This is a genomic window from Mycobacterium sp. (genome assembly GCF_025965855.1).
Classification (GTDB): domain Bacteria; phylum Actinomycetota; class Actinomycetes; order Mycobacteriales; family Mycobacteriaceae; genus Mycobacterium.
The window spans coordinates 32273-58917 of sequence record NZ_JAOPWB010000237.1 but is presented as its reverse complement, the minus strand read 5'-3'; the positions used below and the strand labels follow the sequence as shown (position 1 = coordinate 58917).

The window sequence follows — 26645 nt, the reverse complement described above, 5'->3', positions numbered from 1 at the left end:
TCTCGGTGCGCGCGCCCGGCGGCGCTTGCGCCGGTATCGGCACCGGCGTGCCCGGAACGTTCGGAGGCGGATCCCCCGGACGCCCCGCGATCGGGATGCCCGGGGTGGGCGGCAGGCCGTCGGGGTTCGGGGGCGACGTCGCGACGTCCACCGGCGCCGGGAAGCCGGGGCCACCGAAGGGGCCGATGGTCGCGCCCGCGCAGGGCAACGGGTTCCACGGCCGCGGCAGACCCTCGTCCCCGACGGTCACGTTGCCACCGGGATTGGCCGGCGTGTACGAGCACGGCGACCCTGGCGGCACGGCCGGTCCCGGATGATCCGGGGTCCCCTCCAGCACCGGCGGCGCCGGCGGCGGCGCGCCGTTGGGCAACCGGGCGCCGTTCGGGTCGGGCCACCGGAACTCCGGCAGACCGGCGCTGCGCCAGAAGTTCTCCGGGTCAATGCCGCGCTTCTTGAACGCGGCGTCGACCCACGGCTGCAGGATCTGGTAGGGCGCCAGGTTGTGCAGCACCACCTTGAAGAACGGTCCGGACGCGATGGACTCGTTCAGCGACGGGAGGAACCTGCCGACCTCGGTGAAACCGGCGGCGAGGTCGTCTTTGCGCTGGACCAGGATGTCGCTGACCGTGCGCAGCTGTTCCAGCACGTGGTTCAGGTTGGGGTTGTCGTTGATGAATCCCTTCACCTGTTCGGAGAAGGCGGCGATGTTCCCCAGCAATGCGTTGATGGCCTGGCCGCGCTCGTTGAAAGCGGCCAGCAGCACCTTCGTGTTGACCAGCAGCCGGTCGATCTGGTCGCTGCGGTCACCCAGGATGCTGGCCACCTGATTGGCCTGGGCGAGCAGGTGCTTGACCTCCTCGTCGCGCTTGCCGATCGTGTCGGAGAACTTGGCCACGCCATCGAGCGCGGAGCTCAAGTGCGGGTAGGTCTGGTCGATCGTCTCCGACAACACATGCAGTGACTGCTTGACCGTGTCGATGTCCCACCCCTGGGCGGCCTTGGTCACGTCGAAGAACGCGTCATAGATCTGATACGGCGTGGTGCTCTGCCCGATCGGCAATGTGGCCCCCGGCCGCAGCTCCTGGCTGCCCCGATTCTCGATCTCGAGGACCTTCTTGCCCAGGATGGTGTCCGTCTTGATGGCCAGTCGGCTCTCGGTGCCGATGCTTGCGGTGCCGAGATTGAATTTGATCAAGACGTGGTCGCCGTCGATCTTGAGGCTCTCCACCTTCCCGATGTCCAGGCCGGCGATGCGCACTTTGTCGCCGGTGCTGAGACCGCCGGTGTCGGTGAACTGCCCGTAGTAGTGCGGTTTGGCCATCAGCATGGGCACGCTCGTGAAGCTTTGACCGACGCCGATGACGAGGAGCGTCACAAGGATGCCCATCACGCCGATGCGCACCCGATTGGCAGGTTCCAGCGTTCTCATTGCGGCGTGCACCTGCCCGTCGGCTGCTGGAAGAGCCGCACCGTGCGCACCGGACCACCGGCCTGCAACCCGTTGAGCTTGAGGGTGATGTCGCAGGCGTAGAAGTTGACGAAGTCGCCGTAGGAACCGATGGTGCGGCCGATCATGTTCAGCGCGGTCGGCACCTTGTGGATGAAGTCGTTCAGCTGTTCACGCTGATCGATGAGCGGCTGCTGAACGGCGTCGAGGTAGTTGAGGCTGTTGTGCAGCAGGCCGCGGTCCTCGGCCAGCAGATCGGCCACCGTCCCCGCCGCATTGCTGATGTGGGCGGTCCCGCCGGCCAGCTGATCGCTGTGGCCCTTCAGCCCGGTGATCAGGACTTCGAGGTTGTTGACGGTCTGATCGAATTGCTGGCGATGCCGAACCGTGGTGTCCAGGACGATGTTGAGGTTCTTGATCACCTCGCCGATCGCCTGATCGCGCTCCCCGAGCTGCGAGGTCAGCTGCGCGGTCTGGTCGAGGATGTCGTTGATGGTTCCGCCCTGCCCCTGGAACACCGTGACCAGGGCCGTGGCGATGGTATTGACCTTTTGCGGATCCAACGCCCTAAACAGCGGCTTGAAACCGCCGATGAGCGCGTCGAGGTCAAGCGCCGGCGAGGTCCGCGACGCGGGGATGAATCCGCCCGGCGGCAGAACCTTGTCGGAGCCCTCGCCCTCGCCGCGTTTGAGCTCCAGGTACCGGTTGCCGATCAGGTCGAGGTAGCGGATCTGGGCGGAGGTCGACTGATACAGCGGGATCGCGCGGTCGACGCTGAAGTCCACCTGGGCCCGCCTGCCGCCGTCGACCCGCTTCACCGAACTGACCTTGCCGATCTCCACACCCGAGGCCCGGACGAATTGGCCCTGCCGCAGCCCGCTGATGTTGGTGAATTCCGCCGAGTACCCGTAGGTGCGGTCGAAGCGCATCTGGCCGAACACCACGATGATCATCACAGTGAACAGCACCAGCACCAGTGAGAAGATGCCGAGTCGGACGAGGGTACCAGTGATTTTCATGGGTTGATCGTGTTATCCCCTACCTGGCGTCCCCAGACGTACTCGATCGCATATGGCGAACCGGTGTCTAGGTGGTTGTACGGCGCAATGCTGTTGCCGGAGTCCATCACCAACTCGGGCGCGGGCCACAGATCGTGGGTGATCTGCTGCCAACAACCCGGCGCGCCCCCCGGTCCTCCGCGACTGTTCACCCTCGGCAGGTTTTCGGGATATATGTAGGGATTGGGCGCCCCGCCCACGAGCCCGGCCAACCCGCCGAGCCCCGCGAGCCCCTGAGTGGGCAGCGCGAAGAGGCCGATCAGACCGATGATGGTGGTCGCCGAGAGGGGGTTCAGAAGCAGCCCCAAGCCCGACAGCAGCTCGGTGTGGGCATTCAGCGAGTAGCCGTTGCCGCCGAGGAACGTCGTGGCCTTCGGCTCGATGTCGTGGTAGTTGCGCACGGTGCAGAACAGCTCCGGGCTGTAGGTGTCCAGCAGCTCGGCCGTGGGCACCAGGTCTTTGGCCCCACGCGCCAGGTATGGCCCGCCCCTCTCGAAAATGTCGGCGCCGGTGTTGCCGAAGCCGGCCGCCGACAACAACGCCTGGTCGAGATCCTTCTGCTGTTGGTTGATCGTGCGCGACGTGACGACCGCGTTGTTGAGGAAGTCGAAGAGGTCCGGCGCGGCGTTGGCGTAGGTGTCGCCGAGGCCCGCCAGCTGCTGGATGTCGTGACGTGCCTGCGGCATCTGCGGGTTGACGTCGTCGAGGATCGCGTTGGCGTTGACGATTGACTGACCGAACCTGTCACCCAGGCCGGCCAGCGATTGCGCGGCGGCGCTCAGCGTCAGGTTCAGCTTCACCGGGTCGACCTTCTGCGCGATCTCGGTGAGGGTCTGGAACAGCGTGTTGATCTCCGTGGTCACGGTTCTGGCGTCGATCACGGTCTGCGGTGTGATCCGTTGCGGCGACGGGTTTTGCGGCGTCGTCAACGACACGTACTTACCGCCGAACACCGTGGTCGCTTTGATGTCGGCGCTCACGTTCGCCGGAATCAGCTTGAGGTATCTCGGATACACGTCGAGGCTGAACTTGGCGGCCGGCCTGCCGTCGCGCACGATCTCGGAGATGCTGGCGACCCGGCCGATCTCCACCCCGTTGTAGGTGACCTTGGAGCCGGGATCCATGACCAGGCCGGCCCGCGAGGCGACCATCGTCAGCTTGGTCTTCGGGGTGAAGTCGCCCCGGAACTGCCCGTATACCAGGACGAGAAGCACGGCCGCGACGACAAGAACTGCGACCCCGGCCAGCTTGTACGGCGGGTTGCGGGGCGGGTTGATCTTTCCGGCGGGCCCTGATGTGGTGGTCATGGCTACACCGTTAATGCGAAGTTGGGGTTGACGCCGTACAGCGCCAACGCGGCGGCCAAAACTACAACCTGGACCGACACCAGCGAGAAGCGCATCGATCGGCCGACGGCCTCGCCCACGCCGACGGGCCCGCCGCCGGCGTTGTACCCGTAGAAGCAGTGGGTGATCATCACCACCGCCGTGATGATGATGGCCTCCACGAACGACCAGAACACGTCGTCGGGGCGCAAAAACGTCCGGAAGTAGTGCTCGTAGGTGCCATGGGACTGTCCGTACAGCACCGTCGTGGTGATCTGCGGCGACAAAAACGACATGATCATCGCCAGCGAGTAGAGCGGAATGATCACCACCAGCCCGGCCATGATCCGCGTGGTCGCCAAAAACGAGATCGACTTGATGCCCATCACCTCGAGCGCGTCGATCTCTTCGCTGATGCGCATGGCACCCAGCTCCGCGGTGGCGCCGGCGCCGACCGTGGCGGCCATCGAGATGCCGGTGACGACGGGCGCGGCGATGCGCACGTTGATCAGCGCGGCGAAGAAGCCGGTGAACGCCTCGACGCCGATGTTTCCGAGGGACGCGAAGCCCTGGATGGCGACCAGGGAGCTGCCGGACAGCGTCACGAAACCGACGATCGCGACGGTGCCACCGACAACGGCCATTGCGCCGGTGCCCATGCCGATCTGGGCGATCAGCCGCAGGGTTTCCTTGCGGTAGTTGCGCAGCGCGTGCGGGATGTGCCCGAGGGCCACCGCCCCGAACCAGGCCATCTGCCCGATGTCGTCGATCCCGCGGCCGAAGGCACCGCCATAGCGGTTGAGGTTTTCGACCGCCCGCGGGAAGCGGGCGCGCACCACGGCACCGGTCGACATGTCAGCGCCCCGTTCCGAATCGCACACCGATGGTGGTCAGCACCACGTTGACCGCATACAGCGCGACCACGCAGAGCACCACGGTTTCGTTGACGGCGGTGCCCAGGCCCTTGGAGCCGCCGCGCACGGTCAGCCCGCGGTAACAGCCGACGAGGCCGGCAATGAGGCCGAACATGGCGGCTTTGACCGTGGCGATGATCACCTCCGGGAGGCCCGTGATGGTGGTCAGGGTGGCGAGGTACGCCCCGCCCGACACGTTCTGCAGGTACACCCCGAACAGGTAGCCGCCGACCAGACCGACGGTGATAACCAGCCCGTTGAGCAGCGTGGCGACCAGGGTCGCGGCGATCACCCGGGGCACCACCAGACGGTGGATGGGGTCGATGCCGAGCACCTCCATCGCGTCGATCTCCTCGCGGATGGTGCGAGCACCCAGGTCCGCGCAGATCGCGGTCGACCCGGCGCCGGCGACCACCAGCACCGTGGTCAGCGGCCCGAGCTGGGTGACCGCACCGATGGCGGCGCCCGCGCCGGACAGGTCCGCGGCGCCGAACTGGGCCAGCAGGACGTTGAGGGTGAAGATCAGGAGGACGGTCAGCGGGATCGAGACCATGATGGTCGGCAGAAACGCCACCCTCATGATGAACCAGCACTGCAGGACGAATTCGCGCCATTGGAAAGGCCAGCGGAACAGCGCCTTGCCGGTCAGCACGCACATCCGGAAGAACCCACCGATGAGCGTCAGCGGCGTCTCCAACTGGTCGCGCAGATAGCCGACCAAGTAGGGGCCCCGTCGACTTTCGGTCGTCGAAGTCACCGTTTCCCCCTCACCTCGACCTCGCGCGCCTGGCGGGCCCGCGGCAGAACGTGTCGCACGCCGCCACCTTGCCCCGACCATGTGTCTGTGACCATCGGCCCCCTACTCGCAAGTAGTAACGGAGACCACAGGAATGTACCCGATGGCCGCGAGCGTGTGAACTGCATCCGCACAATTAACCCTTCGTCAACAGCGGGCAAACGTTACAGGTTCCGTCAACCTTCCTCTCCGTTCGTTAAATCCCTTGCCGCGGAGGCGCTTTCGGCCATAATGGCGACCCCGTAGCGCATCCGTAGCTCAGTCTTGAGGACCTTCCCGGCCGGGTTGCGGGGCAGGGCATCGACGATCTCGAGCGCCTTCGGATGCTTGTAACGCGCGAGCCGCTCGGCGAGGAACTCGAGCAGATCATCGAGCCGCAGCGGGTCGCCCGCGACCGCCGCAACCGCGATCGGCACCTCGCCCCACTTCTCGTGGGCCCGGCCGATGACGGCGACTTCGACGATCTTGGGATGGCCGGCGAGAACGTTCTCGACCTCTGCGCAGTAGATGTTCTCGCCGCCGGAAATGATCATGTCCTTCTTGCGATCCACCACCCAGACGTAGCCGTCCTCGTCCATCCGAACGAGGTCCCCCGAATGGAACCAACCGCCCGCGAAGGCCTCCGCGGTGGCCTCCGGGTTGTTCCAGTAGCCGCTCATCAACGTCGGCGCCCGGTAGACGATCTCTCCCACCTCGCCGACGGCGACGTCACTCATGTTTTCGTCGACCACGCGGGCGGCGACCGTGGGGATCACCTTGCCCACCGAGCCGCGCTTCCGGATCGCGTCCTCACCGAGCAGCATGCAGGTCACCGGCGACATCTCGGTCTGGCCGAACGCGGCCAGTATCTGGGTCCCGGGGAACGTTGCCGACATCTCCCGCAGCAACGCGTCCGGCGCCGGGGCGGCCCCCCACGACATCACCCGCAAACTCAGCTCACGGGGTCGTGCCTGCTGCTCGGCACACACCGCCTGCCACTGCGCGGGGACCAAAAACAGGCTGGTGACCTTTTCCGCGGCCAACACGTCGAGCAGCTGCCCGGGGTCGAACGCACCCAGCGGATAGATCACCGTCGGGACGCCCAGTAGCAGGCCCGCCAGCAGGTTGCCGACGCCGGCGATGTGAAAGAACGGGACACCGACGAAACCGACGTCGCTATTTATATCGGCGCCGTTGGTGTACAGCCCGGTCATCATCTGGCCGGTCAGATTCGTGTGGGTCAGCACCGCGCCTTTGGGCCGGCCGGTGGTGCCCGAGGTGTACATGATCAGCGCCGGCGAATCGTTCGGGATGTCAACGGGGCCGCGTGGGTCGCCGGGCTCGTTAATGAGGTCTTCGTAGCCGAACCCGCCTTCGTCGGTCGATCCACCGGCCACCACGATGGTGTCGAGCATCGGCTGGATGTCGCGAACCCCGGCGGCCACCGGAGCGAGCACCGCTTCGGTGATCAGCACGCGCGCTTCGCAGTCCTCGACCAGGAAGACGATCTCCGCCGAGGTGAGCCGGAAGTTGAGCGGGACCGCGATGGCCCCCAGCGAGTTGACGGCCAGCACCGCCTCGACGAATTCGGTGCGGTTGAGCATCAGGATCATGACCCGGTCGCCGAAGCCGACCCCTCGGCGGCTCAACGCATCGGCCAGCGCCACCACCCGGCGGTGCAAGGCCTGCCATGTGACCGTTTTGCCCAGGAACCGCAGCGCTGTCGCGGTCGGCTGCATCAGCGCGTGCCGTTCCAGTTGGTTGACCCAGTTCTGCCGCCGAGAGAGGTAGGGCTGCTCGGTGGCATGGGTCAGATGGCCGGCCAATTGCGCGGTCAACTAGTCGCCTCCCCTTCCCCTCGCGCACCGCTTGCGCCAGGTTGATATTTGATAAAACATAGTGTTACGTGGGTCACATTATGGCTTTAGTGCCGCAATGACAAGACCCGCCCAGACCGCGAAACCCCTGGCAGCCCGCGTGAACGCACCGATTTCGACGCAGCCGAGGACCCGGCGGCCACTGCGCCGGGCGCAGCTGTCCGACGCGGTCGCGGGCCACCTGCGCGCGGCGATCATGTCCGGCGCGTTGCGCCCGGGAATGTTCATCCGCCTCGACGAGACCGCGGCCGAGCTCGGGGTCAGCGTCACGCCGGTGCGTGAGGCCCTGCTGAAACTCCGCGGTGAGGGCATGGTGCAGCTGGAACCGCACCGCGGCCACGTCGTGATGCCGCTGAGCCGGCAAGACATCCAGGACATCTTCTGGCTGCAGGCGACGATCGCCAGGCAGCTGGCCTCCGCCGCCACCGACCACGTCACCGACGCCGAGATCGACGAGCTGGACCGCATCAACAACGCGCTCGAAGCGGCCGTCCGCTCCAGCGAGCCCGCGACCATCGCGGGCATCGAGTTCGCGTTTCATCGCGTCTTCAACCAGGCCAGCGGCCGCATCAAGTTGGCATGGTTCCTGCTGAACGCCGCGCACTACATCCCGGCGGAGGTCTACGCGGCCGATCCGGAATGGGGCGCGGCCACTGTCGCCCACCACCGGCAGTTGATCGCGGCGCTGCGCCGGCGCGACGCGCACGCCGCGATAGAGCACACGGTCTGGCAATTCACCGACGCGGCGAACCGGCTGACCGAAATGCTGGACCGGGCCGGAATCTTCGACTGAATCCGGCGCTAGTGGCGGGTCGCCACCATCTGCCTAGTTGGTGGCCAGCTGCTCGGCGCGCTGCTTCAGCTTCTCCGCGAGGTGGTCCAGCACGTTGTTGAGGAGCTGCTTCACCATCGGCGCGGGCACCGGCAAAGAGGTCTCGACGTCCATGTCCACCGTCAGCAAGGTCGACGAGCCGGTCTCCACCGCGCTGAACAGCTGCTCCTGCTTGGAGAACAAATCCCCTTGCTGCAGCACGGTCTGAATCTGGTTTTCCCCCGGGTAGTACACGGCCTGGATCAAGGTGCTCTTCATGCCCTGAACCTCGGCGTCGAGGCGGAGCTGGCTGGGGCGCCCGTCGTCGTACCGGGCGAGCACCCACAGGCCCTTGATCTCCTCGTTCCACTCCGGGTAGCGCTCGAAATCGGCGACGATGCCCATGATCGACGCGGCGGCGGCACTGACCTCGACGGTCTTGCTCAAAACTGGCATTGGCGAAGCATAGCCGGGTGCGCCTGCCGCGAAACCGACCTCCCCGGGCGCGATTTCGCGCTCAGCGACCGACCCGGGCGGTCGACAGCAGCGACCGGATGGCGTCGGGAATGGGGACCGGCTTACGGCTGGTCCGATCGACGTAGACATGCACCCAGTGCCCCAGCGCGGTGATCGGTTGAACCTTCTCTTGGGCTTTTGGGGCCCGGAATACCCCGAGCCGGTAGGTGACGCTGCTGCGGCCCAGCCGCGTGACCGCCAGGCCCACCGCAAGCCTTTCCGGGAAATGCAGCTCGGAGAAGTAGCGGCAGCCCGACTCGGCGACGATGCCGAGCGATGGAATGGTGAGCGGGTCAAGCCCGATGCTCGTGTTGATCCAGGCGTTGATCGCGGTGTCGAACAGCTGGTAGTAGACGGCGTTGTTGAGGTGGCCGAACATGTCGTTGTCGGCCCACCGGGTTCCCACCGGCCACAGCACGGGGAAGTCGTCGCTGGTCAGGTCTTCCGGTGCGGGTGGAACCGAGGGGACCGACTGCCCTGAACTCATGGGTTGTATTCCAACACGTTTCGCGACTACCAGTAGCGCATGGCCTGCCGAAACAGGTCCGCCAGAACCGGTTTGCTGATCTCGCGCGGAGCGTTCTGTAGGAGGCGCTGCTGAGGATAAGCGCCCTCGGTCAGGGCCGCCGCGTCATCTTCGGTGTAGCCCACCCCACTCAGCCCGTTCGGCATGCCCACCGCCCGCATGACGCGGATGAGTTCATCGGCGAGCACCTCGCCCGCGTCCTTGGCGCCGGCGCCCCGTGTGTCGGCGCCGAGCAGCCGCGCCCCCTCCAGGTGCCGCTCCGGACTCACCTCCGCCGTGAAGCGGAACGACGACGGGGCATTGAGGATGACGGCCATGCCATGCGGCACGAGCGGCTCATCGGCCGGGTAACCCGGGGGGCGGAAGTCACGTACCAGCCCCGCCACCGCGTAGGCCATGCCGTGTGGTGCGTGGACGCCCGCGTTGCCAAACGCGATGCCCGCAAGCGTTGCGGCCCACATCATTTGCTCACGGGCCTCGGTGTCGGCGGCGTCGTTCGTCGCACGCTCCAGAAATTGCCCAAGTAGGCGCAGCGCCTCACGGCAGCCCAGATCGCTCCACGGGTTGGCACCCTGACTCATCGGTCGCAGGCTGGGCCGTTCGGGAGCGCGCCGCTGGAGGTAGGGCCGCGCGGTGTAGGACTCCAAAGCGTGAGACAGCACGTCGAGGCCCGCGGAGGCGACGACCTCGGGGGGCAGGCTCGCGGTGCAGTCGGGGTCGACGAGCGCCTCGGTCGGGCGCAGCGCGTGAGAGGCGATGCCCGTCTTGGCCTTCAGCGACAGAAAGTCGAAGATCGCGATGCCGGTTACCTCGCTGCCGGTGCCCGCCGTGGTGGGGCATGCGAGGTGCGGCTTGAGCGGGCCGGGTATGGGTTTGCTCTCGCCGATCGGCGCGTTGACATAGGTCAGCAAGTCGGCGGGATAGGTGGCGTACAGATTGGCGGCCTTGCACGTGTCGATCACCGAGCCGCCGCCCAGCGACACGTAGCCGTCGGGGTTGCACTCTTGCGCGAAACGCGCGCCGTCCCGAAACGACGCGTCGGTGGGCTCGACATGTACGTCGGTATAGCTGACGACGTCCAGTCCGGCCGCGACGAGCGACTCGTGCGCCTTGGCGAAGATGGGCAGTCCGGCCACGCCGGCGTCGGAAAACAACGCCACGCGCCGCAGCCCGAGAGCGCGGGCCCTGTCGCCCATCTCCGTCAGGCAACCGCGCCCGAAGGTCACCCGCGACGCGTCGACCGTGAAGGCTCCGTCGCAGCCCTCGGCAGCAATTGGGATACCGCAGCACGCCATCCGTGCCATCCTAGGGCGGGTCGGGTTCACCAGACGCGCTGCAGGGCCTGGCCCTGCAGCGCGAACAACCGCTCGGAGTCTGACCAGTCCGGCAGCAGCGAATCGAAGCCGTGACAGGCCCGCGGAAACACGTGCAGCTCGGCGGAGACCCTGGCGCGGAGCAGTTGTAGCGCATAGTCGACCGCTTCGTCGCGAACCGGGTCGATCTCCGCACAGTGTGTGGCTGTCGTACTTCTTGATGCGCTAGTGGAGGCGGATCAGCTCTGAGTCGACCGGCGGATACGGGGCTCTCTCGCACAGCAGTGCCTCGGTGGGATCGACTGAATCGCAGGCTATTCCGGCCGCCGCAAGGGCATAGCCCTTGAATCTGCGCGCCGCCGCGCTGAGCACGTGTTGCCCTCGGGTCATCGCGCGGTTGACGCCCAGGGGCCACCCGTCGCCCCACAACGCGACCTCGGTCAATCGGTCGCCCAGGGACGCGAGCACCTTTTCCCGCACGCGCGCGTCGGCGGTGAACGCCTCGGCGCTGACCGCCAGGCTCTGACTGCTCGAGGCCGTCAGGGCCGGGAGCGCCTCGGCGTCCAATGCCCGCACGCCGAGGATCCGCAGCGATCGGGTATCGCAGCCGTGCGGCACCAGGACGGTCACCTCCCATCCGGCCATCACCCGGTCGTAGAGCCAACCCCCGGCCGACTGCACGACGTCGGCGGCGCTGGCCGCGACGACGTCCAGCCGATATCGCAGGAACTCGCCGTCTGTGCGGGTCGCTCGTGCGGCGCTAACCCGGCGGTTGTGGCTGATGTCGAACGTTGGAGTGACCATCATTCCGTTCCTCAACGCTGGGCTTGTTGTCACCGGACAGCGTGACACTTCGAGGAAAATTTGTAAAGGTGGTCACCTCCCCCGCCGGGCCTTGAGTTCGGCGAGAACCTCGTCGGTGTGCTGGCCCAGTTCCGGCGCCACAAAGCGCGGCGCCCACGGCGTGCCATGGAAGTCCGCCGGCGTGGCCACCATCGCGACGCCGGCTTCGCCGTCGGGCACGTCGACGATGCCGCCCGCGGCGTGGAACTGCTCATCGGCCACGACGTCCTCGAGCGAGTTGACCGGCGACCAGAAGAGTTCGGGTTCGCCGGCGAAGACCTGCGCCCATTCGTCGAGCGGGCGGGTCGCGAAGATCTGATCCAGCTCGGCGACGAGCTGCACCGCATTGGCCGCGCGGGACCGGGCGTCGCCGAAGCGGGGGTCTCGGGGATCCTGGCACCACTCCGGGCGGCCGACGGCGCGGCACAGCGGCGGCCAGTGCCGATCGGCCTCCAGCCCGACGATCCAGAAGCGGCGCCCGTCGGCGGCGGTGTAGTTGTTCATGCACGGGTTGCCCATCGACTCGCGCTGGCCGATCGCGATCGGCTGGCCGGTCAGCAGATAGGTGTTGAGGTCGAAGCTGACCGTGTAGGCGCCCTGGCGGTACAGCGAGGTGGTCACCAGTTGGCCCGTGCCGGTGCGTTCGCGGGCGAGCAGCGCCGCACACACGGCCGCGGCCAGGGTCATCCCGGCCGAGTGGTCGCCCATGCCCCCGCGCTGGAACGGCGGCGTGTCACCCGGCCGGGTGAGCAGATGGGCCAGACCCGCGCGCGACCAGTACGCCGCCACGTCGTAGGCGGCGCGCTCGGCGTCGGGCCCGGTTTCGCCGTAACCGGTGATCAGGCCGTAGACCAGGCGGGAGTTGCGCGCCGACACCGATTCGAAGTCGAGCCCGAGGCGTTGCAACGCCCCGGGCCGCACGTTGGTCAGGAAAACGTCGGCGTCAGAGAGCAATTCGAATGCGGTGTCGCGGCCCGGGTCAGTGGTGAGGTCCAGGACGATGCTGCGCTTGGATCGGTTGTCCATTTCGAACGGCGGGTTGACCCCGAGATCGCAGCCCAGCATCCGCCCGAACAGGCGCCCCGGGTCACCGGTCGGCGGCTCGATCTTGATCACGTCGGCGCCCCAGTCGGCCAGGATGCCCCCGGCGGCCGGTCCGGCCACCCAGACCCCGAGTTCGACGACCTTGATGCCTGCTACCGGTCCGGCCATGGCTGGATTCTTACCGGCGAACGTAGGGTTGTGTCACGCGAAACGCGTGATATGCCATCAATAAGCCCACGTTCGGCAAGGTCACGAAAGGGAACACCATGAGTCTGGTTGCCGGACGAGGTCCGCTCAGCGGCGATCCGGCCGGGCGGTTCTTGCCCGCGATACCGGCTGACACTGGGGTCTACGTCGAACCGCACCCGCGGCGCGTCCAGGCCTTCCGGGATGGGCACTCGGTGATCGACACCGAGCGGGCCCTGATGGTGCACCGGCGGGGTCGCCCGCTTGGCTACGTCTTCCCGGCCGACGAGGTCGGCGACCTACCGACCGAGCGGGAGCCCGCGGCGCCGGGTTTCGTCCGCGTGCCCTGGGACGCGGTCGACAGCTGGCTGGAGGAGGGCCGCGAGCTCGTCCACTATCCGCCGAACCCCTACCACCGCGTCGACTGCCGCCCGACGAAGCGCCGCCTGCGCGTCTCGGTCGATGGCACCGCGGTGGTGGACACGGACGACACGGTGATCCTGTTCGAGACCGCGCTCGAGCCACGCCTCTACGTCGCTCCCGAATACGTGCGCACCGACCTGCTGGGGCGATCGGAGACGTCGAGCTACTGCAACTACAAGGGCTTTGCGACGTATTGGTCGTTTGTCGTCGACGGCCGCGCCATCGACGATGTCGCGTGGAGCTACGAGGAACCGCCGCCCGAAAGCCTTCCCATCAAGGGGTTTTTCAGTTTCGACGCCGCGCGCGTCGATGTCGTCGCCGAGCTGCCGTCATCGCTCACTTAATGCCGCGAAAGTGCAACTGGCAACACATTTGCCGAGTGCCCCCGTCGGTAGTTGCACTTTCACGGAAAACTCAACTAGCCGTAGCTAGGGCGCCCGAGCTTCAGCGTGTGCTGGGCGATCATGTTGCGGAAGACCTCCAGGGTGCCGCCGTAGATGCCGACGGGTAACGCGAGCCGGTAAAGGTGTTCTGCCGCACCGTCGGTGGCGGACGCCCGGATGCCGGCGGGCAACGCCGACGCCGTCCCCAGGATGTCCATCAAATCCGGGGAGATGTCGCGCATCGTCTGCGCGATCGCAACGCGCCCGAACATCCCGGGCGTGGACAGCGCCGCCTCCATCCGGGCGATGCCGCGCCCGAGCCGGTATTTCACCGACTCGTCGTCCACCTCCGCGACGAACGCCGCGACGGTGTCGACCACCTCGGCCATCAGGTCGCCGTGAGCCGATATCGCCGCAATGTATTGCAAGCCATGGTCGTCCGGGTCCACGATGCCGTGCTCGGAGTCCAGCGCCGAGCGCATCACCGTCCAGCCGCCGTTGACCTCACCGATGCGGTAGAGGTCGTCGACGCGCACGTCGCTGTAGTAGACGATGTTGGTGCGGTCGCCGTCCAGGGTGCGGATGGCCTGAATCTCGATGCCCGGTGTATCGAGCGGCACCAGAAACATCGTCAGGTTCTTGTGTTTGGAGCCTTGCGGGTCGGTGTTGGTGAGCAGGAAGACGTACCGGGCGTTCTGCGCGTTCGAGGTGAACATCTTGGACCCATTAATAACCCAGCTAGATCCGCCCCCATCCCGCACGGCCCGGGTCTTGCAGGTGGCGACGTCCGAGCCGCCCTCGGGTTCGGTGTACCCCAGACATAGCCGGATCTCGCCGGACAACACGCCGGGCACGACCTTGCCGGCGAGCTCCGGCGCGCCGAATTGCTGCACCAGCCGCGCGACGACGGACGTGGTTCCCCAGTGGTACCAAGGCGTGTGGGCCCGGGCGATCTCGAGATGAAAGATGCGCCGACGGACCGCGCTGAATCCGCCCTCGGACTCAAGCCGCCAATCCGAGGCCAGATAGCCGGCTTCGCCCAACGCCAGATGCACTTGCTCGTCAAAGTTTTCACCGAACTCTCGCTGGCGACGCAGCACTTCGTCGGTGACGTGCTTCGTTATGAACGCCCGGATCTCATCGAGAAAGACCTGGTCCTCGGCGCTGAGCTCGACGGCTGAGAAGTCCATTTACATAACGTCGATCACATGAGTGCGGAACCGATCCAGGGTTTCGAGCGCGTGCGCCATGCTGTCGCCGGGCAGCCCGACGCTGACCCACGTCACCCCCAGGGCCGCAAGCTTTTCCAGACCGCCCAGGTAGGCGTCGGCGTTGAAGCGGTCGTCGGTTGGGCTGCCGCCCTCGAAGTTGGTGAAGGTGATGTCGATCGCCGACCAGTCCCTGCCCGCGGCATCGCAGCGGCGTCGCAGATCGTCGATGCCTTCGCTGAGGCGCTGAACGGAGTCGATGACGGCCGTGCCGGAAGTCTTGGCCAGCTGCGCCGGGGCGGGAAACGGACACCAGCCGTCGCCGTACTGCGCCACTCGCTGGCGAGACGCCGACGTGTTGCCGCCGATCCAGATCGGCGGATGCGGCTGACTGACCGGGCGCGGATGCGCCGTGATGCCACGTGCGGTGAAATGCTTTCCCTCGAACGAAATGTCGTCGCCGGTCCACACCGCCCGGATCACCTGCAGCGCTTCCTCGAACAGCTCGATCCGCTCGTCGTAGGTCACACCCAGCGCCGCGAACTCCCGTTTGAGGTAGCCCACCCCCACCGCGAGCGTGAATCGGCCACCCGAGAGCAGGTCGAGCGTGGCGCCGGACTTGGCCACCACGAACGGGTTTCGATACGGCAACACCACGATGTTGGGGATCAGGCGCAGCGTTGTTGTCCTGGCCGCCGCGAAACCCAATGCGACAAAAGGATCTAACGCGTCGTGCCCCCCGGCCTCCAGCCACCGCTGCGACGGTGCTGGGTGGTCGGTGAAGCCGAAACCGTGAATGCCGGCCGCTTCTGTGGCCGCGGCCACCTTCCCGATACCGTCCCCGCTCACCAACTCCGGGTTGTACGGATGGCTGTGCATGGGGTGGGTGATTGTGAAGCGCATAAACGTCTCCCGGTGCGTCTCAGCGCTAGAAACGCGCGCGCGAGTCGATCGCCGTGTCGCTGGTGCGCAGCGGCCGGATCAGCGCCTCTTGGGCGAAGGAGCACAACAAATCACCCTCTTGCGCGTGCACCGTGCCGCGCACGTACGACATTCCCGCGCCGACCTGGGTGCTCTCATGGGTGTAGAGCAGCCACCCGTGCCAACGCACGGGTTCGTGGAAGGCGACCGAGATGCTCATCGGTGCGGTGGACACGGTCAGGTGCGCCTGGCTGGTGCCGATGCCCGGGTGCGCCCGCATCGTGGCGGAAATCCCCAGATGCCCGGTGAAGTACGCGACGAGCGCCTTGGCCAGGTCGTCGCGGGCCGGGATCGGGTCGTAGTGCAGCCACGCGTACAGCTCGGGCGGCCCGACCTCGTCGGGGCTGTTGACGTCGACGACGTCGACGAGGCGCAGTTCCCGCCCGACCATCGGCATCGGCGAACGGTTAGCGTCGGCCGGGGCCGCCACGTCGGGGCGCGGCAGGTGGTGGCGGATGACGTCGCCCGTCGGGACGTCGGCCAGCACCGTGATGCTCAGGCAGCGCCGGCCGTTCTGATGCACGGCGACGACCGCGGTGGCGGTGGACCGGCCCTCGGCCACGACGTCGAGGACGAGTTCGATCGACGCGCCGACGACCACGGCACGGGAGAATATCGCGTGTGCCGAGCGCACCGACTTGTCCGGGAATCGCTTGGCCACCGCGACAATCGCCTGGGCCAGCACCTGGGTGCCCTCCACCACCTGCCGCTCGTCGCCGACGGCGATCCCGGTGTCGCCGGTGAACCGATCTCGCCCGTCGGCCTGCACGTCGAACAGGTCCAGCAGGCTTTGCACCGTCCACTCAGTCTGCTCCGACTCTGTGGTCAAATCCGTCCGCCTCTCGCGCTAGCAGCTCACGGCTCAGCGTGACACTTTGAGTAGGATTTGTAAAGCTTAGCTAACAAGGCTGCGGGCCAGGGCATCGACCCCACCAACGGAAAGCACACAGAGGCAAAACAATTGGGCATAGTGACGAGCACCGCCGAGGCCGTGTACGACTTCGTCACCAATCCGGCCAACTGGACGAAGACCTATCCGGCAGCGCGCACACCGGCAAGTAGCCGGAGCTTCCGCTGAAGGTCGGTGACACCTGGGAGGAAGCCGGTCCCGACGGCGACCGGATCGACAGCAGGCAGCTGGCGATCGCCGATCGGCCCACTGTTCGTATTCGATTCGGTGGGTCGCCTCGGCCATGACCGCCAGGGCAATGGCGGAATGGTGGGTCGGATCACCGTCTCGTACGGGGTTCGCCAGGCCCGGGCGGGACAACACGCTGTTCTCGCGCCCCATGACGATCGAGGCGTACAAGCACGCGCGGTGCCCGATCCGCTCTTCCAGCAGGCCAATCCGGCGAGGATCGACGCCTACCGCCGGGCAGTGGCGCGCGAGCTGGCCGAGATTGACACCGACGCACGTCGTGCGTGACACTTTGGCAGTGTTTTGTAAAGGCATGAGCCCATGATCCCCGAGCCCTTGGCCAAGGGGTTCTGCTCCGGCGAGGGCCCGCGTTGGTTCGAAGGACTGCTGTGGTTCTCCGACATGCTGGGCGAAGCCGTGCATACCGTGGACATGCGCGGCTCGCTGACGACGTTGCCGCTGCCCGGGCGCTGCCCGGCGGGCCTCGGGTTTCGTCCCGACGGGTCCCTGCTGATCGCCTCGACCGAGGACCGGCAGGTGTTGCGCTACGACGGCGAAACGGTCATCGCCATCGCCGATCTGGCCCGCCTGACGCCCGTCAACCTGGGCGACATGGTCGTCGACGACGCCGGGCGCGCCTACATCGGATGCCAGGCGTTCTCCGGCGGCGCGATCATCCGCCTCGACGCCGACGACACCGCCACCATCGTCGCCGAAGACCTCGACTTTCCCAACGGCATGGTGATCACGCCGGACGGAGCGACATTGATCGTCGCCGAATCGACGGGCCGGCGGCTGACCGCGTTCACCATCGGCGATGACGGTGGGCTGGGCGGCCGCCGGATTTTCGCCGACGGCCTGGACGGACCGCCGGACGGCATCGCGCTCGACGCCGAGGGCGGGGTATGGGCGTCCACGACGCTGGCTCACCAGTTCGAGCGCATCACCGAGGGCGGCGTCGTGACCGACCGCATCGAGATGGGTGAGCGGGTGGCGATCGCGTGCGCGCTCGGCGGTCCCGCGCGCCGCACGCTGTTTCTGCTGTCGAGCACCGACGCGTATCCCCAGCGGCTGATCGGCACCCGGCTCTCGCAGCTGGACGCCGTGACGGTTGACATCCCCGGCGCGGGCCTGCCCTGACACCCGGAAAGTAGACGATGACCGACTCCTACTACGAGCTGATCGACGACGCCGATCCGCTGGGCGAAAAATTCGGGGCGACCGATCTGGCGCGCGGCACCTGGTCGGCCGCGATACAACACGGCGGCCCGGTTTCGGCACTGCTGGTCCGGGCGCTGGAACGATGCGCCCCGCGCGACGACACTCGGCTCGGCCGGGTCGTCATCGACCTGCTGGGCGGGGTGCCGGCCGAGGACGACCTGTGGGTCAGCTCGCAACTGCCGCGGGGCGGGAAGCAAATCGAACTCGTGACCGCCGAGATGCTCGCACCGGGGCCCGATGGCAAACCCCGGCCGGTGGCGCGCGCCAGCGGATGGCGGTTACAGCACCAAGACACGCGGGCGTTGGCGCACGCCGCGGCTCGGATGCCCCGGTCGCGGGCCGAGGCCCGCAGCCGCAACCTCAAGGCGATGGATTGGGATCGCAACTACGTGCACAGCCTGGACTGGCTATGGCTGACCGAACCGCTGAGCGAGGGCCCGGGTGAATCCTGGATCAAGCCAACCGTCGACCTCGTCAAGGGCGAGACCATGACCCCGTTGGAGCGACTGTTCGCCGTGGCCGACTGCGCCAACGGCATCGGCAGCAAGCTGGACATCAGCAAGTGGACGTTCCTCAACACCGACCTCGCCGTGCACGTGTTCCGGGTCCCCGACGGCGACTGGATCGGTATTCGCGCGGAGACAAGCTACGGGCCGGACGGCATCGGGACGACGGTCGGCACTCTGTTTGACGAGGGGGGCGCCGTCGGCGCCATTCAACAATGCGTGCTGGTGCGAGGGCGCCCCGACCGGGAAGCGAAAAATCCGTGACACGCTCGAGATACTTCGTAGAGTTTCTGTTATGAGCCAGCCGGCCCAAGCGGCGGAGATCGACATCTCGACGCGCCAGCGCATTCTCGACGCCACCGCCGAGGTGCTCGGTCGCAACGGCAAGACCAAGCTCAGCCTGTCGGAGGTGGCCGCCCAGGCGGGAGTCTCGCGCCCCACGCTCTACCGCTGGTTCGCCTCCAAAGAGGAGCTGCTGTCGGCGTTTTCGCACTACGAACGGCAGGCGTTCGAGAGCGGCCTGGTCAGGGCCACCGCCGGATTGAAGGGAGTCGACAAGCTCGACGCCGTGCTGCGATTCATCGTCGAGTTCCAGCATTCGTACTCCGGGGTGCGCATGGTCGACGTCGAACCCGAGCACACCATCGCCCAGTTTTCCCGCGTCATCCCCCAGATGCGCGACGGCCTGCAACGGCACCTCTCCGGACCCAACGCCGCGGTGAAGGCCGCGACGGTCATCAGGATCGCGATCTCGCATTACATCGTCCGAAGCGACGATGCCGAACAGTTCCTCGAGCAATTGCGCCACGCGGTAGGCATCAAGGGCTCGGGCTGATTAAATCCCCCGCTTAAATCCCCCGCTTAAATCCCCCGCGAGCGTGCGTGTCTGTACGGCGACACGCCGGATCGGGCGTACAACTGCGCACCCTCGCGGCAAAGGGGATCAGTCGAACAACACGGCCGCATTGAGGTAACCGGTCGGGTCGAAGGCGGCCTTCACCGCCCGCATCGCGGCGATGTCGGCGGGCTCCCGCGACATGCCCAGGTACGGGCGCTTGCGACTGCCGACGCCGTGCTCGGAGCTGACGTTGCCCCCGCACCCCGCGATGAGGCCCATCATCGGCTCGTAGAGCGCCCGCTCCCGCTCGACCGGGCAGCGCAGCACGTTGAGGTGCAGGTTGCCCTCGCCGATGTGGCCGAACAGCACGGGCAGCGCCTCGGGAGCATGCGAGCCGAGCAAATCGACCGCCTTTCTTGCGAATTCGCCAATGGACGACAACGGCAACGACACGTCGAACTTCAGCGGCGGCCCGTACACGCCGAGCACGTCGGCGAGCGATTCGCGGACACGCCACAACCGTTGCTGCGCAGCGACATCCACGCCGACCGCGGGATCGCCATACAGCCGCACGCCCTCGAGTAGGTCGGCGAGCCGATCGGTCTGGTCGTGGTCGGCGGCCAGCTCCACCAACAGCAGCCACTCACCCTGCACCGGTGCGCCGACCCCGAGGTGTTCGGCGGTCAGCGCCGCGGCCCGGCCGTCGATCAGTTCCAGCGCCGCGATCCCGTCCACGTCACGAAAGGTGCGGGCAGCATCGACCAGCGCCTCGAGATCGACGAACCCGCAGACCGCCGTCACCCGATGCGACGGCGTGGGGTGCAACCGCAGGTCCAGCGCGGTGATCACGCCGAGGGTGCCTTCGGCGCCAACGAACAGCGCCGGCAGGTCGTAGCCGGTGTTGTCGCGGCGCACCAGGCTGTGGCGGCGCATCAGCGAACCGTCGGGCAGCGCCACCTGCAGGCCGACGACCTGCTCGCCCATGTTGCCGTAGCGGACGGTGCGCAGGCCTCCGGCGTTCGTCGAGGCCATGCCACCGACGGTCGCGGTGTCGCGGGCGGCCAGGTCCACGCCGAACACCAAACCCGCTGCGGCAGCGGCGTTTTGCACGACGGTCAGCGCGGCTCCGGCGCCGACCTCGACGCGGCGCTCCACGGTGTCCACGTCGCCGAGGGCGCATAGGCGTTCGGTGGACAGCAGCACGTCGTCGTGCTCGGGGACCGTGCCGGCCACCAAGGAGGTGCGGCCGCCCTGCACCGTCACGTGCGCCCCCGCGTCGCGGCACACCCGCAGCACCTCGGCGACCTCCTCGGCCGAACCGGGCCGCACCAGCGCGCTGGCCCGCCCGCGATAGCGGCCCGTGTGGTCGACGCTGCGGCCGGCCACTACGTCGGGGTCGGTGACGACGTGGGTCGATCCAACGATCCTTTCCAGATCCTCAAGGCTGCCTGGCATGCTCGCGGTTATAGCACCGCCGGTTCCTGCCCGACGAGCAGGACCCTGTGTTGCTTGACAACTAGCGATTCAGCCGACGCTGCGTTTTCTTCGCTCGCTAAGGAAGTTTGACCAGGAAACCACCTCGGGGTGCTGCTGGAGTAGGGCTCGCCGCTGGCGCTCCGTCATGCCGCCCCAGACACCAAATTCCACTCTGTTGTCCAGCGCCTCTGCTGCGCACTCCTGCATGACCGGACAGTGACGGCAGAACACCGCGGCCTTGCGCTGGGCGGCGCCGCTGACAAAGAGTCCGTCGGGATCAGTGTCGCCGCATAAGGCTTTCGACACCCAGCCGGCCGGCTCCTCGGCAGCCGGGCTGCGGACCAAGCCCCGCACAACGGTCCGGTTTGTCTGACCGGCGGGCTTCGACCCTGACATGAGCTGTCCCCTTTTCCCGGCCCGAGATTCCCACGCAGGTGCGTCCCTGCATGATTCCCCGCGCCGCGCCGCTTAAACGACACAAGTTGAATACTGGAAGGCCGCCGCCTAAACGAGGGCCCAAGCACCTGCAACGCCCCGGTTAACGGGCCGACCGGCTACGGCGACTCCCGCCCTAGAACTGCTTGTGCGGCACGTCGGTCACCAGCCCGCCGTCCATGACGAATTCGCTGCCCGTCGTGTAGGACGACTCGTCGCTGGCGAGGAACAGCACGAACGTCGACACTTCCCGCGACTCGCCCGGGCGGCCCAGCGGGATGGTGACCATGTCCTCCGGCAGCTTGGCGGTCATCGGGGTGCGGATGAAGCCGGGGTGTATCGAGTTGACCCGAATGTTGAACGGCGCCAACTCCAACGCCGCCGACTTGGCCAGGCCGCGTACCGCCCACTTGGACGCGACGTAGGGATGCACGGCGGGCGCGCCGCGCAGCCCCTCGATCGACGACACGTTGATGATCGAGCCGCCCCCGGCCTCGGTCATGGGATCGACGGCCACCCGCATGCCCAGGAAGGTGCCGGTCAGGTTGACGTCAATCACCTTCTGCCACTTGCCCAGATCGAAATTCCTCAGTTGCCCGAGCGCCACGATGCCGGCGTTGTTGACCAACACATTGAGCTTGCCGAATTCGCCGGTCGCCGTGGCGACCGCGGCGTCCCACTGGTCGGGCTGGGTGACGTCGAGGTGGACGTAACGCGCCGCATCACCAATTTCAGCGGCCAGCGCTTTTCCCTCGTCGTCGAGGATGTCGCCGATCACCACCTTGGCGCCTTCTTCCACGAGCAGACGAGCGTGCGAGGCGCCCATCCCCCGGGCGCCTCCGCTGATGAGCGCAACTTTGCCGTCTACCCGTCCCACTGAGATTCCTTTCGGTTACGTAACTACCAGGTCGTTTGGCGCGTAAAGACCTATCCCGGTGACCAGCGGAAGGTCCAGCGTGGTCCGGATGCCCGGCGGCGCCGCGACCACCGCGGGAATGGCGTTGACGATGCGCCCGGCCGCGCCGACGATCGCCGCATGGTTGTGGTCGCCCTTGCGGCTGCTCGGGACGATGTCGACGGCGTAGGACGGCTCCCCGGTGATCTCGACGCGATACGAGCCGCCGCCAGAAGCGGGTTGCGGCCAGTCGGGTCGCAGGTCGGGCCGCAACCGCGTGATGTGCTCGACGACGACGGCCGGACGGCCGCCGGACATGCCGCGGATCTCGAACTGCAGCGCGGCCATAGTGCCCTTGGCAACGTGCCCCACCGCGATGTCGAAGTCTTCCGGTGCCGGCTCGCGCTGGTGGGACTCGGTGATCTCGTCGACCTCGATGCCGAGGCCGGCCGCCAGCTGGCGGATCGCCGTCCCCCAGGCGATGCTCAGCACGCCCGGCTGCAGCAGCATCGGCATCTCGTCGAGGGGCCTGCCGAACCCCATGTAGAACATGACCTCGGAGCCGTCGTAGGTGGCGTAATCGGCGATCTCCATGCAGCGCACCTGCTCGATGCGCTGGCAGGTACCGGCCAGCGCAAACGGGATGAGGTCATTGATGAACCCGGGGTCGACGCCCGTGATGAAGATACTTGAATTCCCTTGCCGTGCAGCGTCTTCCACCCGGGCGATGTACTTGTTGGGCATCACACCCCACGGGTATTGGAGCAGCCCCGGCGAAGACCCGACGACGTTGATCCCGGCGGCCAGGATGCGCATGACGTCCGCCATCGCATCGGGTAGCCGGGTATCGCCCATGGCGCAGTAGACGACGCACTCGGGCTTGGTGGCCAGAATGGCGTCGAGGTCTCCGACGGCGGGGACGCCCGTCGCGGTGCCGGCGTCCAGGCCGACGCCGCACAGTTGCCCGGCGTCCTTGCCCACCTTCTCCGGCGTGGACACGCACACGCCCGTCAGTTCGAACTGAGGATTCGTGATCAGTTCGGCCAGGGCCAGCCCCCCGACATTTCCGGTACCGACGTGCGCGACGCGGATAGCCATGAGAGTCTCCGTCCCTCGAACGCTCGAAACGTTTCTAGACAGTAGTCCACAATTTCTGAGACGCCTACCGGGCCCGACTTCGGTCCGGGCCCGGCAGAATGGAAACCCTGATGGCGCAACGCGAGGACGTCGAATTCAGATCCGGCGACGACCGGATCAGCGCATGGCTCTACCGGCCGGCGGGCGGCGACGCCCCGCCGATTCTGGTGATGGCACACGGCCTGGGCGCGGTGCGCACCATGCGACTGGACGCCTACGCCGAACGGTTCAGCGCGGCCGGCTACGCCTGCCTGGTGTTCGACTACCGCAACTTCGGTGACAGCGAAGGCCGGCCGCGGCAACTGCTCGACATCGGGATGCAGCTCGCGGACTGGTCGGCCGCGGTCGCCCACGCCCGCACCCTGGAAGGCATCGATCACAATCGAATCGGTGTGTGGGGCACCTCTTTTGGCGGTGGACACGTGATCGCCACGGCGGCCCGGGTGCCGGGCATCAGGGCCGCCGTGGCCCAATGCCCGTTCACCGACGGTGTCGCTTCGGTGCGGACACTGAGCCCGGCCATCTTCGGGCGTATCGGCGTCCTGGCCGCGCGCGACATCATCGCCGCCCGGTTCGGCAGATCACCGGTGATGATTCCGGCGGCGGGCAAGTCGGGCGAGGTCGCCTTGATGAACGCGCCCGACGCGTACCCCGGCTACCTGAGGCTGGTCCCCGAGGGCCAAGCGGTGCCGAACGAGGTCGCCGCCCGGTTCGCGTTGAAGGTCATCGCCTACCGCCCCGGTCGCCAGGCCGCGAAGATCGCCTGCCCGATCCTGTTCTGCGTGTGCGAGGCCGACTCGGTGGCTCCATCGGTGCCGACGTTGCGTTACGCGGCCATGGCTCCGCGCGGTGAGGTCAGGATGTATCCCGAGGGGCATTTCGAGATCTATGTCGGCGACGCGTTCGAGCGCGTCGTCGCGGACCAACTTGCCTTTCTCGACAGGCACCTGAAAAACGCCAGAGCGTAGCCCCGAGCAACTTATGCGAAACGCCAGACTTCCCGCCAGGACGGCTCTAGTCTCTGTCAATACCTAATACCCACGGTCGCGGGTAAGTCCCGTTTGACCGGGAGGGGTCCCGGTCTGTGGGGAAGGACGGGGAGATGGCAGATTTAATTACCGCCCCTGAAACGTTGGCGTCGACGGCCGCCGACGTGCAAGGCATCGGTTCGGCGATCAACGCGGCCCGCGCGAATGCAGCGGGACAGACAACCGGTTTGCTGGCGGCGGCCGAGGACGAGGTGTCGGCGGCCATCGCGAAGCTATTCGGCGCGTATGGCCAGGAATATCAAGCGGCCCTTTCGCAGGCCGCGACCTTCCATACCGAATTCACCCAGGCATTGGCGGCCGCGGCGAGCGCCTACGCGCAGGCCGAGGCCGCCAACGCGGCCCTGGTCTCCGGTCTTTCGAACGAGGTCAGCGCGCCGGTCCGGACGCTGCTGGGGCAGACGCCGATCGCCGGCGGCGCGTCCACCGGCGCCAGCCCGCTGCAAGTGGTGCAGTTGGCCGCCGGGGATCCGCTATACGCGCTGATCATGGGCGGCACCAACAACCCACAACCGGACCCCAAATACGTAACAAGCATTTTCAACTCGTACATCAAGCCGGTCTCACCGCCAGGCACCATCCCGCAAGGCCTGTTCACCCCCGAGCAGTTCTGGCCTGTGACCCCGCAGCTCGGAAACATGACGTTCGGCCAGTCCGTGGCCAAGGGCGTCACGTTGCTGAACAACGCGATCAATTCGACACTCAGCAACCCGTCAAATAGCGCCCTGGTTTTCGGCTACTCGCAAAGCGCCACGATCGCCACCAACGAGATAAACGCCCTCATGGCGGCCGGCTCACCCATCGATCCAACCCGGTTGTCCTTCATGCTGATCGGCGACCCCAACAACCCCGTCGGCGGCATCCTCGAGCGTTTCCCCGGCTTCTACATCCCCTTCCTGGATGTGGCGTTCAACGGCGCTACGCCGCAATCCCCTTGGCACACCAGTATTTACACGCTTCAATACGACGGCATCGCCGACGCCCCTCAATACCCCCTCAATCTCGTCTCCGACCTCAACGCATTCATGGGCTATTTCTTCGTCCACGGCAGCTATCCCGACTTGACGGCCACCCAGGTTGCCAATGCAGTTCCATTGCCGACGAACGGCGGGAACACCAACTACTACATGCTGATGTCCCAGAACCTGCCGCTGCTGGAGCCGATCCGCGCCATCCCCTATGCGGGTCCGCCGATCGCCGACATCTTCCAGCCGGATCTGCGCGTGCTCGTGGACCTGGGCTACGGCGACTTCGGGCCCGGCGCAAACTATGCGAACATTCCGACCCCGGCCGGGCTGTTCGACATACCGAACCCGTTCACGGTCGTCCCCGACCTCGCCTTGGGCGCCGTGCAGGGCCCCTACGGCGCCGCGATAGAGACCGGGGTGGAAGCCGGACTGTTGTCGCCGTCGCTGTTCCCGAACACCTACCCGTGGGTTCCGTCCATCGATCCCGGCCTGAATTTCTCCTTCGGCCAGTCGAGCACGACGCTGCTGTCCCTGCTGAGCGGCGCGACCGGGAACGTGCTGCATCTCATTCCCGCACCCGTTTTCCCCTGACCCGCCGGCTAGGGCCCGAGCGGGGAATGCTGCCGGATCGACTCGTCGCGGATCAGACCCCGCAGCAGCGCGGTGCTGAACTCGGCGGCGATCTCCTTGGCCGTGCGCCGCCCGCTCGGCCGCAGCCAGCGGTAGCTGCCCAGCGTCATCCCGATGTAGCCCAGGGCCACCACGTGCGAGTCGCATTGGTAGAACTCGCCGCTGGCAATGCCCCGGTCGATGAGCCCGTGCACGTGCTCGTAGACCTGGGCCTCCTTCTCGCGGACCTCGGCGACCTGCTCGCTGGTGAACCACTCGGTGATGTAGGGCTGCTCCTGGAAGTACACGGCGGCCCGCTCCGGATTGGCCGCGATGCCGGTGAGCAGCCGGACGGTGTACTGGTAGAGCGCCTCGCGGGCCGTCCACGATGGATCGTCATGCACGGCGGCCAGCGTGCCCTCGGCGGCCTGGCGGTAGATGTCGAAGAGGATCAGCGACTTGCTGGCGTAGTAGTGGTAGACGGTCGCCTTGTTCAGCCCGATCACGTCGGCGACATCGTCCATCCGGGTGCCGTGGTAGCCGCGCGCGGCGAACAGCTTGGTGGCAACGGCCAGCAACTCCTCGCGGCGGGTTAGCCCGTTCTCGGATGGCATTCGTACTCTCTATCGTCACTGCCGGCGGGCCACGCTGACGCCCGGATAAGGCAAAGTATCAATCAACTGGTTGGACAGTTTAAGGCCACCGCCAGCTGTCGCACCGGCGCGTATGCGACTAGGATGGCGTGT

At 66.9% G+C, this 26645-nt stretch carries 26 protein-coding genes and 2 pseudogenes; 8 read left to right on the top strand and 20 right to left on the bottom strand.

Annotation, left to right across the window (positions count from 1 at the left end; translation table 11 throughout):
• The 6 genes from JWP83_RS20330 to fadD5 form a co-directional block, all read right to left on the bottom strand.
• On the bottom strand, positions 1-1429 hold a 1429-nt coding region (locus JWP83_RS20330), incomplete at its 3' end, for a virulence factor Mce family protein (RefSeq protein ID WP_297733753.1).
• Positions 1426-2466: a virulence factor Mce family protein gene (locus tag JWP83_RS20325; RefSeq protein ID WP_297733750.1), complete on the bottom strand. Its 1041-nt coding sequence runs from the start codon at positions 2464-2466 to the stop codon at positions 1426-1428. The genes JWP83_RS20330 and JWP83_RS20325, both read right to left, overlap by 4 nt.
• Positions 2463-3812, bottom strand: a complete 1350-nt coding sequence (locus JWP83_RS20320) for an MCE family protein (protein WP_297733747.1) — start codon at positions 3810-3812, stop codon at positions 2463-2465. The genes JWP83_RS20325 and JWP83_RS20320 overlap by 4 nt, the downstream gene beginning before the upstream one ends.
• Before the next feature lie 2 nt (positions 3813-3814).
• Positions 3815-4684 (bottom strand): ABC transporter permease, encoded by an 870-nt coding sequence (locus tag JWP83_RS20315; RefSeq protein ID WP_297733744.1) that lies wholly within the window; start codon positions 4682-4684, stop codon positions 3815-3817.
• Between the two features lies 1 nt (position 4685).
• Complete coding sequence (locus JWP83_RS20310; protein ID WP_297733765.1) at positions 4686-5465, bottom strand: ABC transporter permease; 780 nt, start codon at positions 5463-5465, stop codon at positions 4686-4688.
• Positions 5466-5716: 251 nt separating this feature from the next.
• Positions 5717-7357, bottom strand: coding sequence for a fatty-acid--CoA ligase FadD5 (fadD5, locus tag JWP83_RS20305; RefSeq protein ID WP_297733741.1), 1641 nt, complete (start codon positions 7355-7357; stop codon positions 5717-5719).
• A gap of 139 nt (positions 7358-7496) precedes the next feature.
• On the opposite strand from fadD5, the gene JWP83_RS20300 reads away from it, so the two are divergent.
• Positions 7497-8189 carry a GntR family transcriptional regulator gene (locus JWP83_RS20300; protein WP_297733761.1) on the top strand — a complete coding sequence of 231 codons (693 nt, stop codon included), beginning with the start codon at positions 7497-7499 and terminating at the stop codon, positions 8187-8189.
• A 33-nt stretch (positions 8190-8222) separates the two neighbouring features.
• Here JWP83_RS20300 and JWP83_RS20295 read toward each other — a convergent pair whose 3' ends face one another.
• From JWP83_RS20295 to JWP83_RS20270, 6 genes and pseudogenes are all read right to left on the bottom strand, one after another.
• The gene (locus JWP83_RS20295) at positions 8223-8663 is read right to left on the bottom strand and encodes an SRPBCC family protein (protein WP_297733738.1); all 441 of its coding nucleotides are present in this window, start codon (positions 8661-8663) and stop codon (positions 8223-8225) included.
• A 61-nt stretch (positions 8664-8724) separates the two neighbouring features.
• Positions 8725-9210: a thioesterase family protein gene (locus tag JWP83_RS20290; protein WP_297733735.1), complete on the bottom strand. Its 486-nt coding sequence runs from the start codon at positions 9208-9210 to the stop codon at positions 8725-8727.
• Between the two features lie 26 nt (positions 9211-9236).
• Positions 9237-10544: a hydroxyacid-oxoacid transhydrogenase gene (locus tag JWP83_RS20285; protein ID WP_297733732.1), complete on the bottom strand. Its 1308-nt coding sequence runs from the start codon at positions 10542-10544 to the stop codon at positions 9237-9239.
• Positions 10545-10570: 26 nt separating this feature from the next.
• Positions 10571-10759: pseudogene (locus tag JWP83_RS20280) on the bottom strand (alpha/beta hydrolase); the annotation flags it as partial.
• Positions 10760-10787: 28 nt separating this feature from the next.
• The gene (locus JWP83_RS20275) at positions 10788-11366 is read right to left on the bottom strand and encodes a hypothetical protein (RefSeq protein WP_297733728.1); all 579 of its coding nucleotides are present in this window, start codon (positions 11364-11366) and stop codon (positions 10788-10790) included.
• A gap of 72 nt (positions 11367-11438) precedes the next feature.
• A complete protein-coding gene (locus JWP83_RS20270; protein WP_297733725.1) occupies positions 11439-12617 on the bottom strand; it encodes a CoA transferase in 1179 nt (392 codons plus the stop codon).
• Between the two features lie 98 nt (positions 12618-12715).
• Here JWP83_RS20270 and JWP83_RS20265 point away from each other — a divergent pair, with 98 nt between their 5' ends.
• Entirely contained in the window at positions 12716-13402 is a 687-nt protein-coding gene (locus tag JWP83_RS20265; RefSeq protein ID WP_297733722.1) for a DUF427 domain-containing protein, read from the top strand.
• Positions 13403-13476: 74 nt separating this feature from the next.
• On the opposite strand, the gene JWP83_RS20260 is transcribed toward JWP83_RS20265, so the two are convergent.
• The 3 genes from JWP83_RS20260 to JWP83_RS20250 are packed head-to-tail and all read right to left on the bottom strand — an operon-like array spanning position 13477 to position 16459.
• The gene (locus JWP83_RS20260) at positions 13477-14631 is read right to left on the bottom strand and encodes an acyl-CoA dehydrogenase family protein (protein ID WP_297733719.1); all 1155 of its coding nucleotides are present in this window, start codon (positions 14629-14631) and stop codon (positions 13477-13479) included.
• Positions 14632-15552 carry an LLM class F420-dependent oxidoreductase gene (locus JWP83_RS20255; RefSeq protein ID WP_297733716.1) on the bottom strand — a complete coding sequence of 307 codons (921 nt, stop codon included), beginning with the start codon at positions 15550-15552 and terminating at the stop codon, positions 14632-14634.
• A 25-nt stretch (positions 15553-15577) separates the two neighbouring features.
• On the bottom strand, positions 15578-16459 hold the full coding sequence (locus JWP83_RS20250; protein ID WP_297733713.1) for an acyl-CoA thioesterase II: 882 nt from the start codon (positions 16457-16459) through the stop codon (positions 15578-15580).
• A 132-nt stretch (positions 16460-16591) separates the two neighbouring features.
• Between JWP83_RS20250 and JWP83_RS20245 the strand changes: the two are divergent.
• From JWP83_RS20245 to JWP83_RS20230, 4 genes and pseudogenes are all read left to right on the top strand, one after another.
• A pseudogene (locus JWP83_RS20245) lies at positions 16592-17056 on the top strand (SRPBCC family protein).
• A gap of 33 nt (positions 17057-17089) precedes the next feature.
• Positions 17090-17908, top strand: coding sequence for an SMP-30/gluconolactonase/LRE family protein (locus JWP83_RS20240; protein WP_297733710.1), 819 nt, complete (start codon positions 17090-17092; stop codon positions 17906-17908).
• A 17-nt stretch (positions 17909-17925) separates the two neighbouring features.
• Entirely contained in the window at positions 17926-18759 is an 834-nt protein-coding gene (locus JWP83_RS20235) for a thioesterase family protein (RefSeq protein ID WP_297733707.1), read from the top strand.
• A 31-nt stretch (positions 18760-18790) separates the two neighbouring features.
• Complete coding sequence (locus JWP83_RS20230; protein ID WP_297733704.1) at positions 18791-19330, top strand: TetR/AcrR family transcriptional regulator; 540 nt, start codon at positions 18791-18793, stop codon at positions 19328-19330.
• A 108-nt stretch (positions 19331-19438) separates the two neighbouring features.
• On the opposite strand, the gene JWP83_RS20225 is transcribed toward JWP83_RS20230, so the two are convergent.
• The 4 genes from JWP83_RS20225 to JWP83_RS20210 all read right to left on the bottom strand — a co-directional run bounded on the left by JWP83_RS20225 (position 19439) and on the right by JWP83_RS20210 (position 23237).
• The gene (locus JWP83_RS20225; protein WP_297733701.1) at positions 19439-20788 is read right to left on the bottom strand and encodes an FAD-binding oxidoreductase; all 1350 of its coding nucleotides are present in this window, start codon (positions 20786-20788) and stop codon (positions 19439-19441) included.
• Positions 20789-20857: 69 nt separating this feature from the next.
• Positions 20858-21205, bottom strand: coding sequence for a WhiB family transcriptional regulator (locus JWP83_RS20220; protein ID WP_297733696.1), 348 nt, complete (start codon positions 21203-21205; stop codon positions 20858-20860).
• A 175-nt stretch (positions 21206-21380) separates the two neighbouring features.
• Positions 21381-22121, bottom strand: coding sequence for a glucose 1-dehydrogenase (locus JWP83_RS20215; protein ID WP_297733693.1), 741 nt, complete (start codon positions 22119-22121; stop codon positions 21381-21383).
• 15 nt (positions 22122-22136) lie between these two features.
• A complete protein-coding gene (locus tag JWP83_RS20210; RefSeq protein WP_297733690.1) occupies positions 22137-23237 on the bottom strand; it encodes a diacylglycerol kinase in 1101 nt (366 codons plus the stop codon).
• A gap of 110 nt (positions 23238-23347) precedes the next feature.
• Between JWP83_RS20210 and JWP83_RS20205 the strand changes: the two genes are divergently transcribed.
• The gene (locus JWP83_RS20205) at positions 23348-24244 is read left to right on the top strand and encodes an alpha/beta fold hydrolase (protein WP_297733687.1); all 897 of its coding nucleotides are present in this window, start codon (positions 23348-23350) and stop codon (positions 24242-24244) included.
• A 134-nt stretch (positions 24245-24378) separates the two neighbouring features.
• Positions 24379-25881: a PE-PPE domain-containing protein gene (locus JWP83_RS20200; protein ID WP_297733684.1), complete on the top strand. Its 1503-nt coding sequence runs from the start codon at positions 24379-24381 to the stop codon at positions 25879-25881.
• Between the two features lie 8 nt (positions 25882-25889).
• On the opposite strand, the gene JWP83_RS20195 is transcribed toward JWP83_RS20200, so the two are convergent.
• Positions 25890-26513, bottom strand: a complete 624-nt coding sequence (locus JWP83_RS20195; RefSeq protein WP_067005124.1) for a TetR/AcrR family transcriptional regulator — start codon at positions 26511-26513, stop codon at positions 25890-25892.
• Between the last annotated feature and the right edge of the window lie 132 nt (positions 26514-26645).

Bases quoted from the DNA above. Each gene is read 5' to 3' on its own strand.
- JWP83_RS20325 (WP_297733750.1), bottom strand. From the start codon at position 2,466: ATGAAAATCACTGGTACCCTCGTCCGACTCGGCATCTTCTCACTGGTG.
- JWP83_RS20320 (WP_297733747.1), bottom strand. From the start codon at position 3,812: ATGACCACCACATCAGGGCCCGCCGGAAAGATCAACCCGCCCCGCAAC.
- JWP83_RS20315 (WP_297733744.1), bottom strand. From the start codon at position 4,684: ATGTCGACCGGTGCCGTGGTGCGCGCCCGCTTCCCGCGGGCGGTCGAA.
- JWP83_RS20295 (WP_297733738.1), bottom strand. From the start codon at position 8,663: ATGCCAGTTTTGAGCAAGACCGTCGAGGTCAGTGCCGCCGCCGCGTCG.
- JWP83_RS20290 (WP_297733735.1), bottom strand. From the start codon at position 9,210: ATGAGTTCAGGGCAGTCGGTCCCCTCGGTTCCACCCGCACCGGAAGAC.
- JWP83_RS20285 (WP_297733732.1), bottom strand. From the start codon at position 10,544: ATGGCGTGCTGCGGTATCCCAATTGCTGCCGAGGGCTGCGACGGAGCC.
- JWP83_RS20275 (WP_297733728.1), bottom strand. From the start codon at position 11,366: ATGGTCACTCCAACGTTCGACATCAGCCACAACCGCCGGGTTAGCGCC.
- JWP83_RS20270 (WP_297733725.1), bottom strand. From the start codon at position 12,617: ATGGCCGGACCGGTAGCAGGCATCAAGGTCGTCGAACTCGGGGTCTGG.
- JWP83_RS20265 (WP_297733722.1), top strand. From the start codon at position 12,716: ATGAGTCTGGTTGCCGGACGAGGTCCGCTCAGCGGCGATCCGGCCGGG.
- JWP83_RS20260 (WP_297733719.1), bottom strand. From the start codon at position 14,631: ATGGACTTCTCAGCCGTCGAGCTCAGCGCCGAGGACCAGGTCTTTCTC.
- JWP83_RS20255 (WP_297733716.1), bottom strand. From the start codon at position 15,552: ATGCGCTTCACAATCACCCACCCCATGCACAGCCATCCGTACAACCCG.
- JWP83_RS20240 (WP_297733710.1), top strand. From the start codon at position 17,090: ATGATCCCCGAGCCCTTGGCCAAGGGGTTCTGCTCCGGCGAGGGCCCG.
- JWP83_RS20235 (WP_297733707.1), top strand. From the start codon at position 17,926: ATGACCGACTCCTACTACGAGCTGATCGACGACGCCGATCCGCTGGGC.
- JWP83_RS20230 (WP_297733704.1), top strand. From the start codon at position 18,791: ATGAGCCAGCCGGCCCAAGCGGCGGAGATCGACATCTCGACGCGCCAG.
- JWP83_RS20225 (WP_297733701.1), bottom strand. From the start codon at position 20,788: ATGCCAGGCAGCCTTGAGGATCTGGAAAGGATCGTTGGATCGACCCAC.
- JWP83_RS20220 (WP_297733696.1), bottom strand. From the start codon at position 21,205: ATGTCAGGGTCGAAGCCCGCCGGTCAGACAAACCGGACCGTTGTGCGG.
- JWP83_RS20210 (WP_297733690.1), bottom strand. From the start codon at position 23,237: ATGGCTATCCGCGTCGCGCACGTCGGTACCGGAAATGTCGGGGGGCTG.
- JWP83_RS20205 (WP_297733687.1), top strand. From the start codon at position 23,348: ATGGCGCAACGCGAGGACGTCGAATTCAGATCCGGCGACGACCGGATC.
- JWP83_RS20200 (WP_297733684.1), top strand. From the start codon at position 24,379: ATGGCAGATTTAATTACCGCCCCTGAAACGTTGGCGTCGACGGCCGCC.
- JWP83_RS20195 (WP_067005124.1), bottom strand. From the start codon at position 26,513: ATGCCATCCGAGAACGGGCTAACCCGCCGCGAGGAGTTGCTGGCCGTT.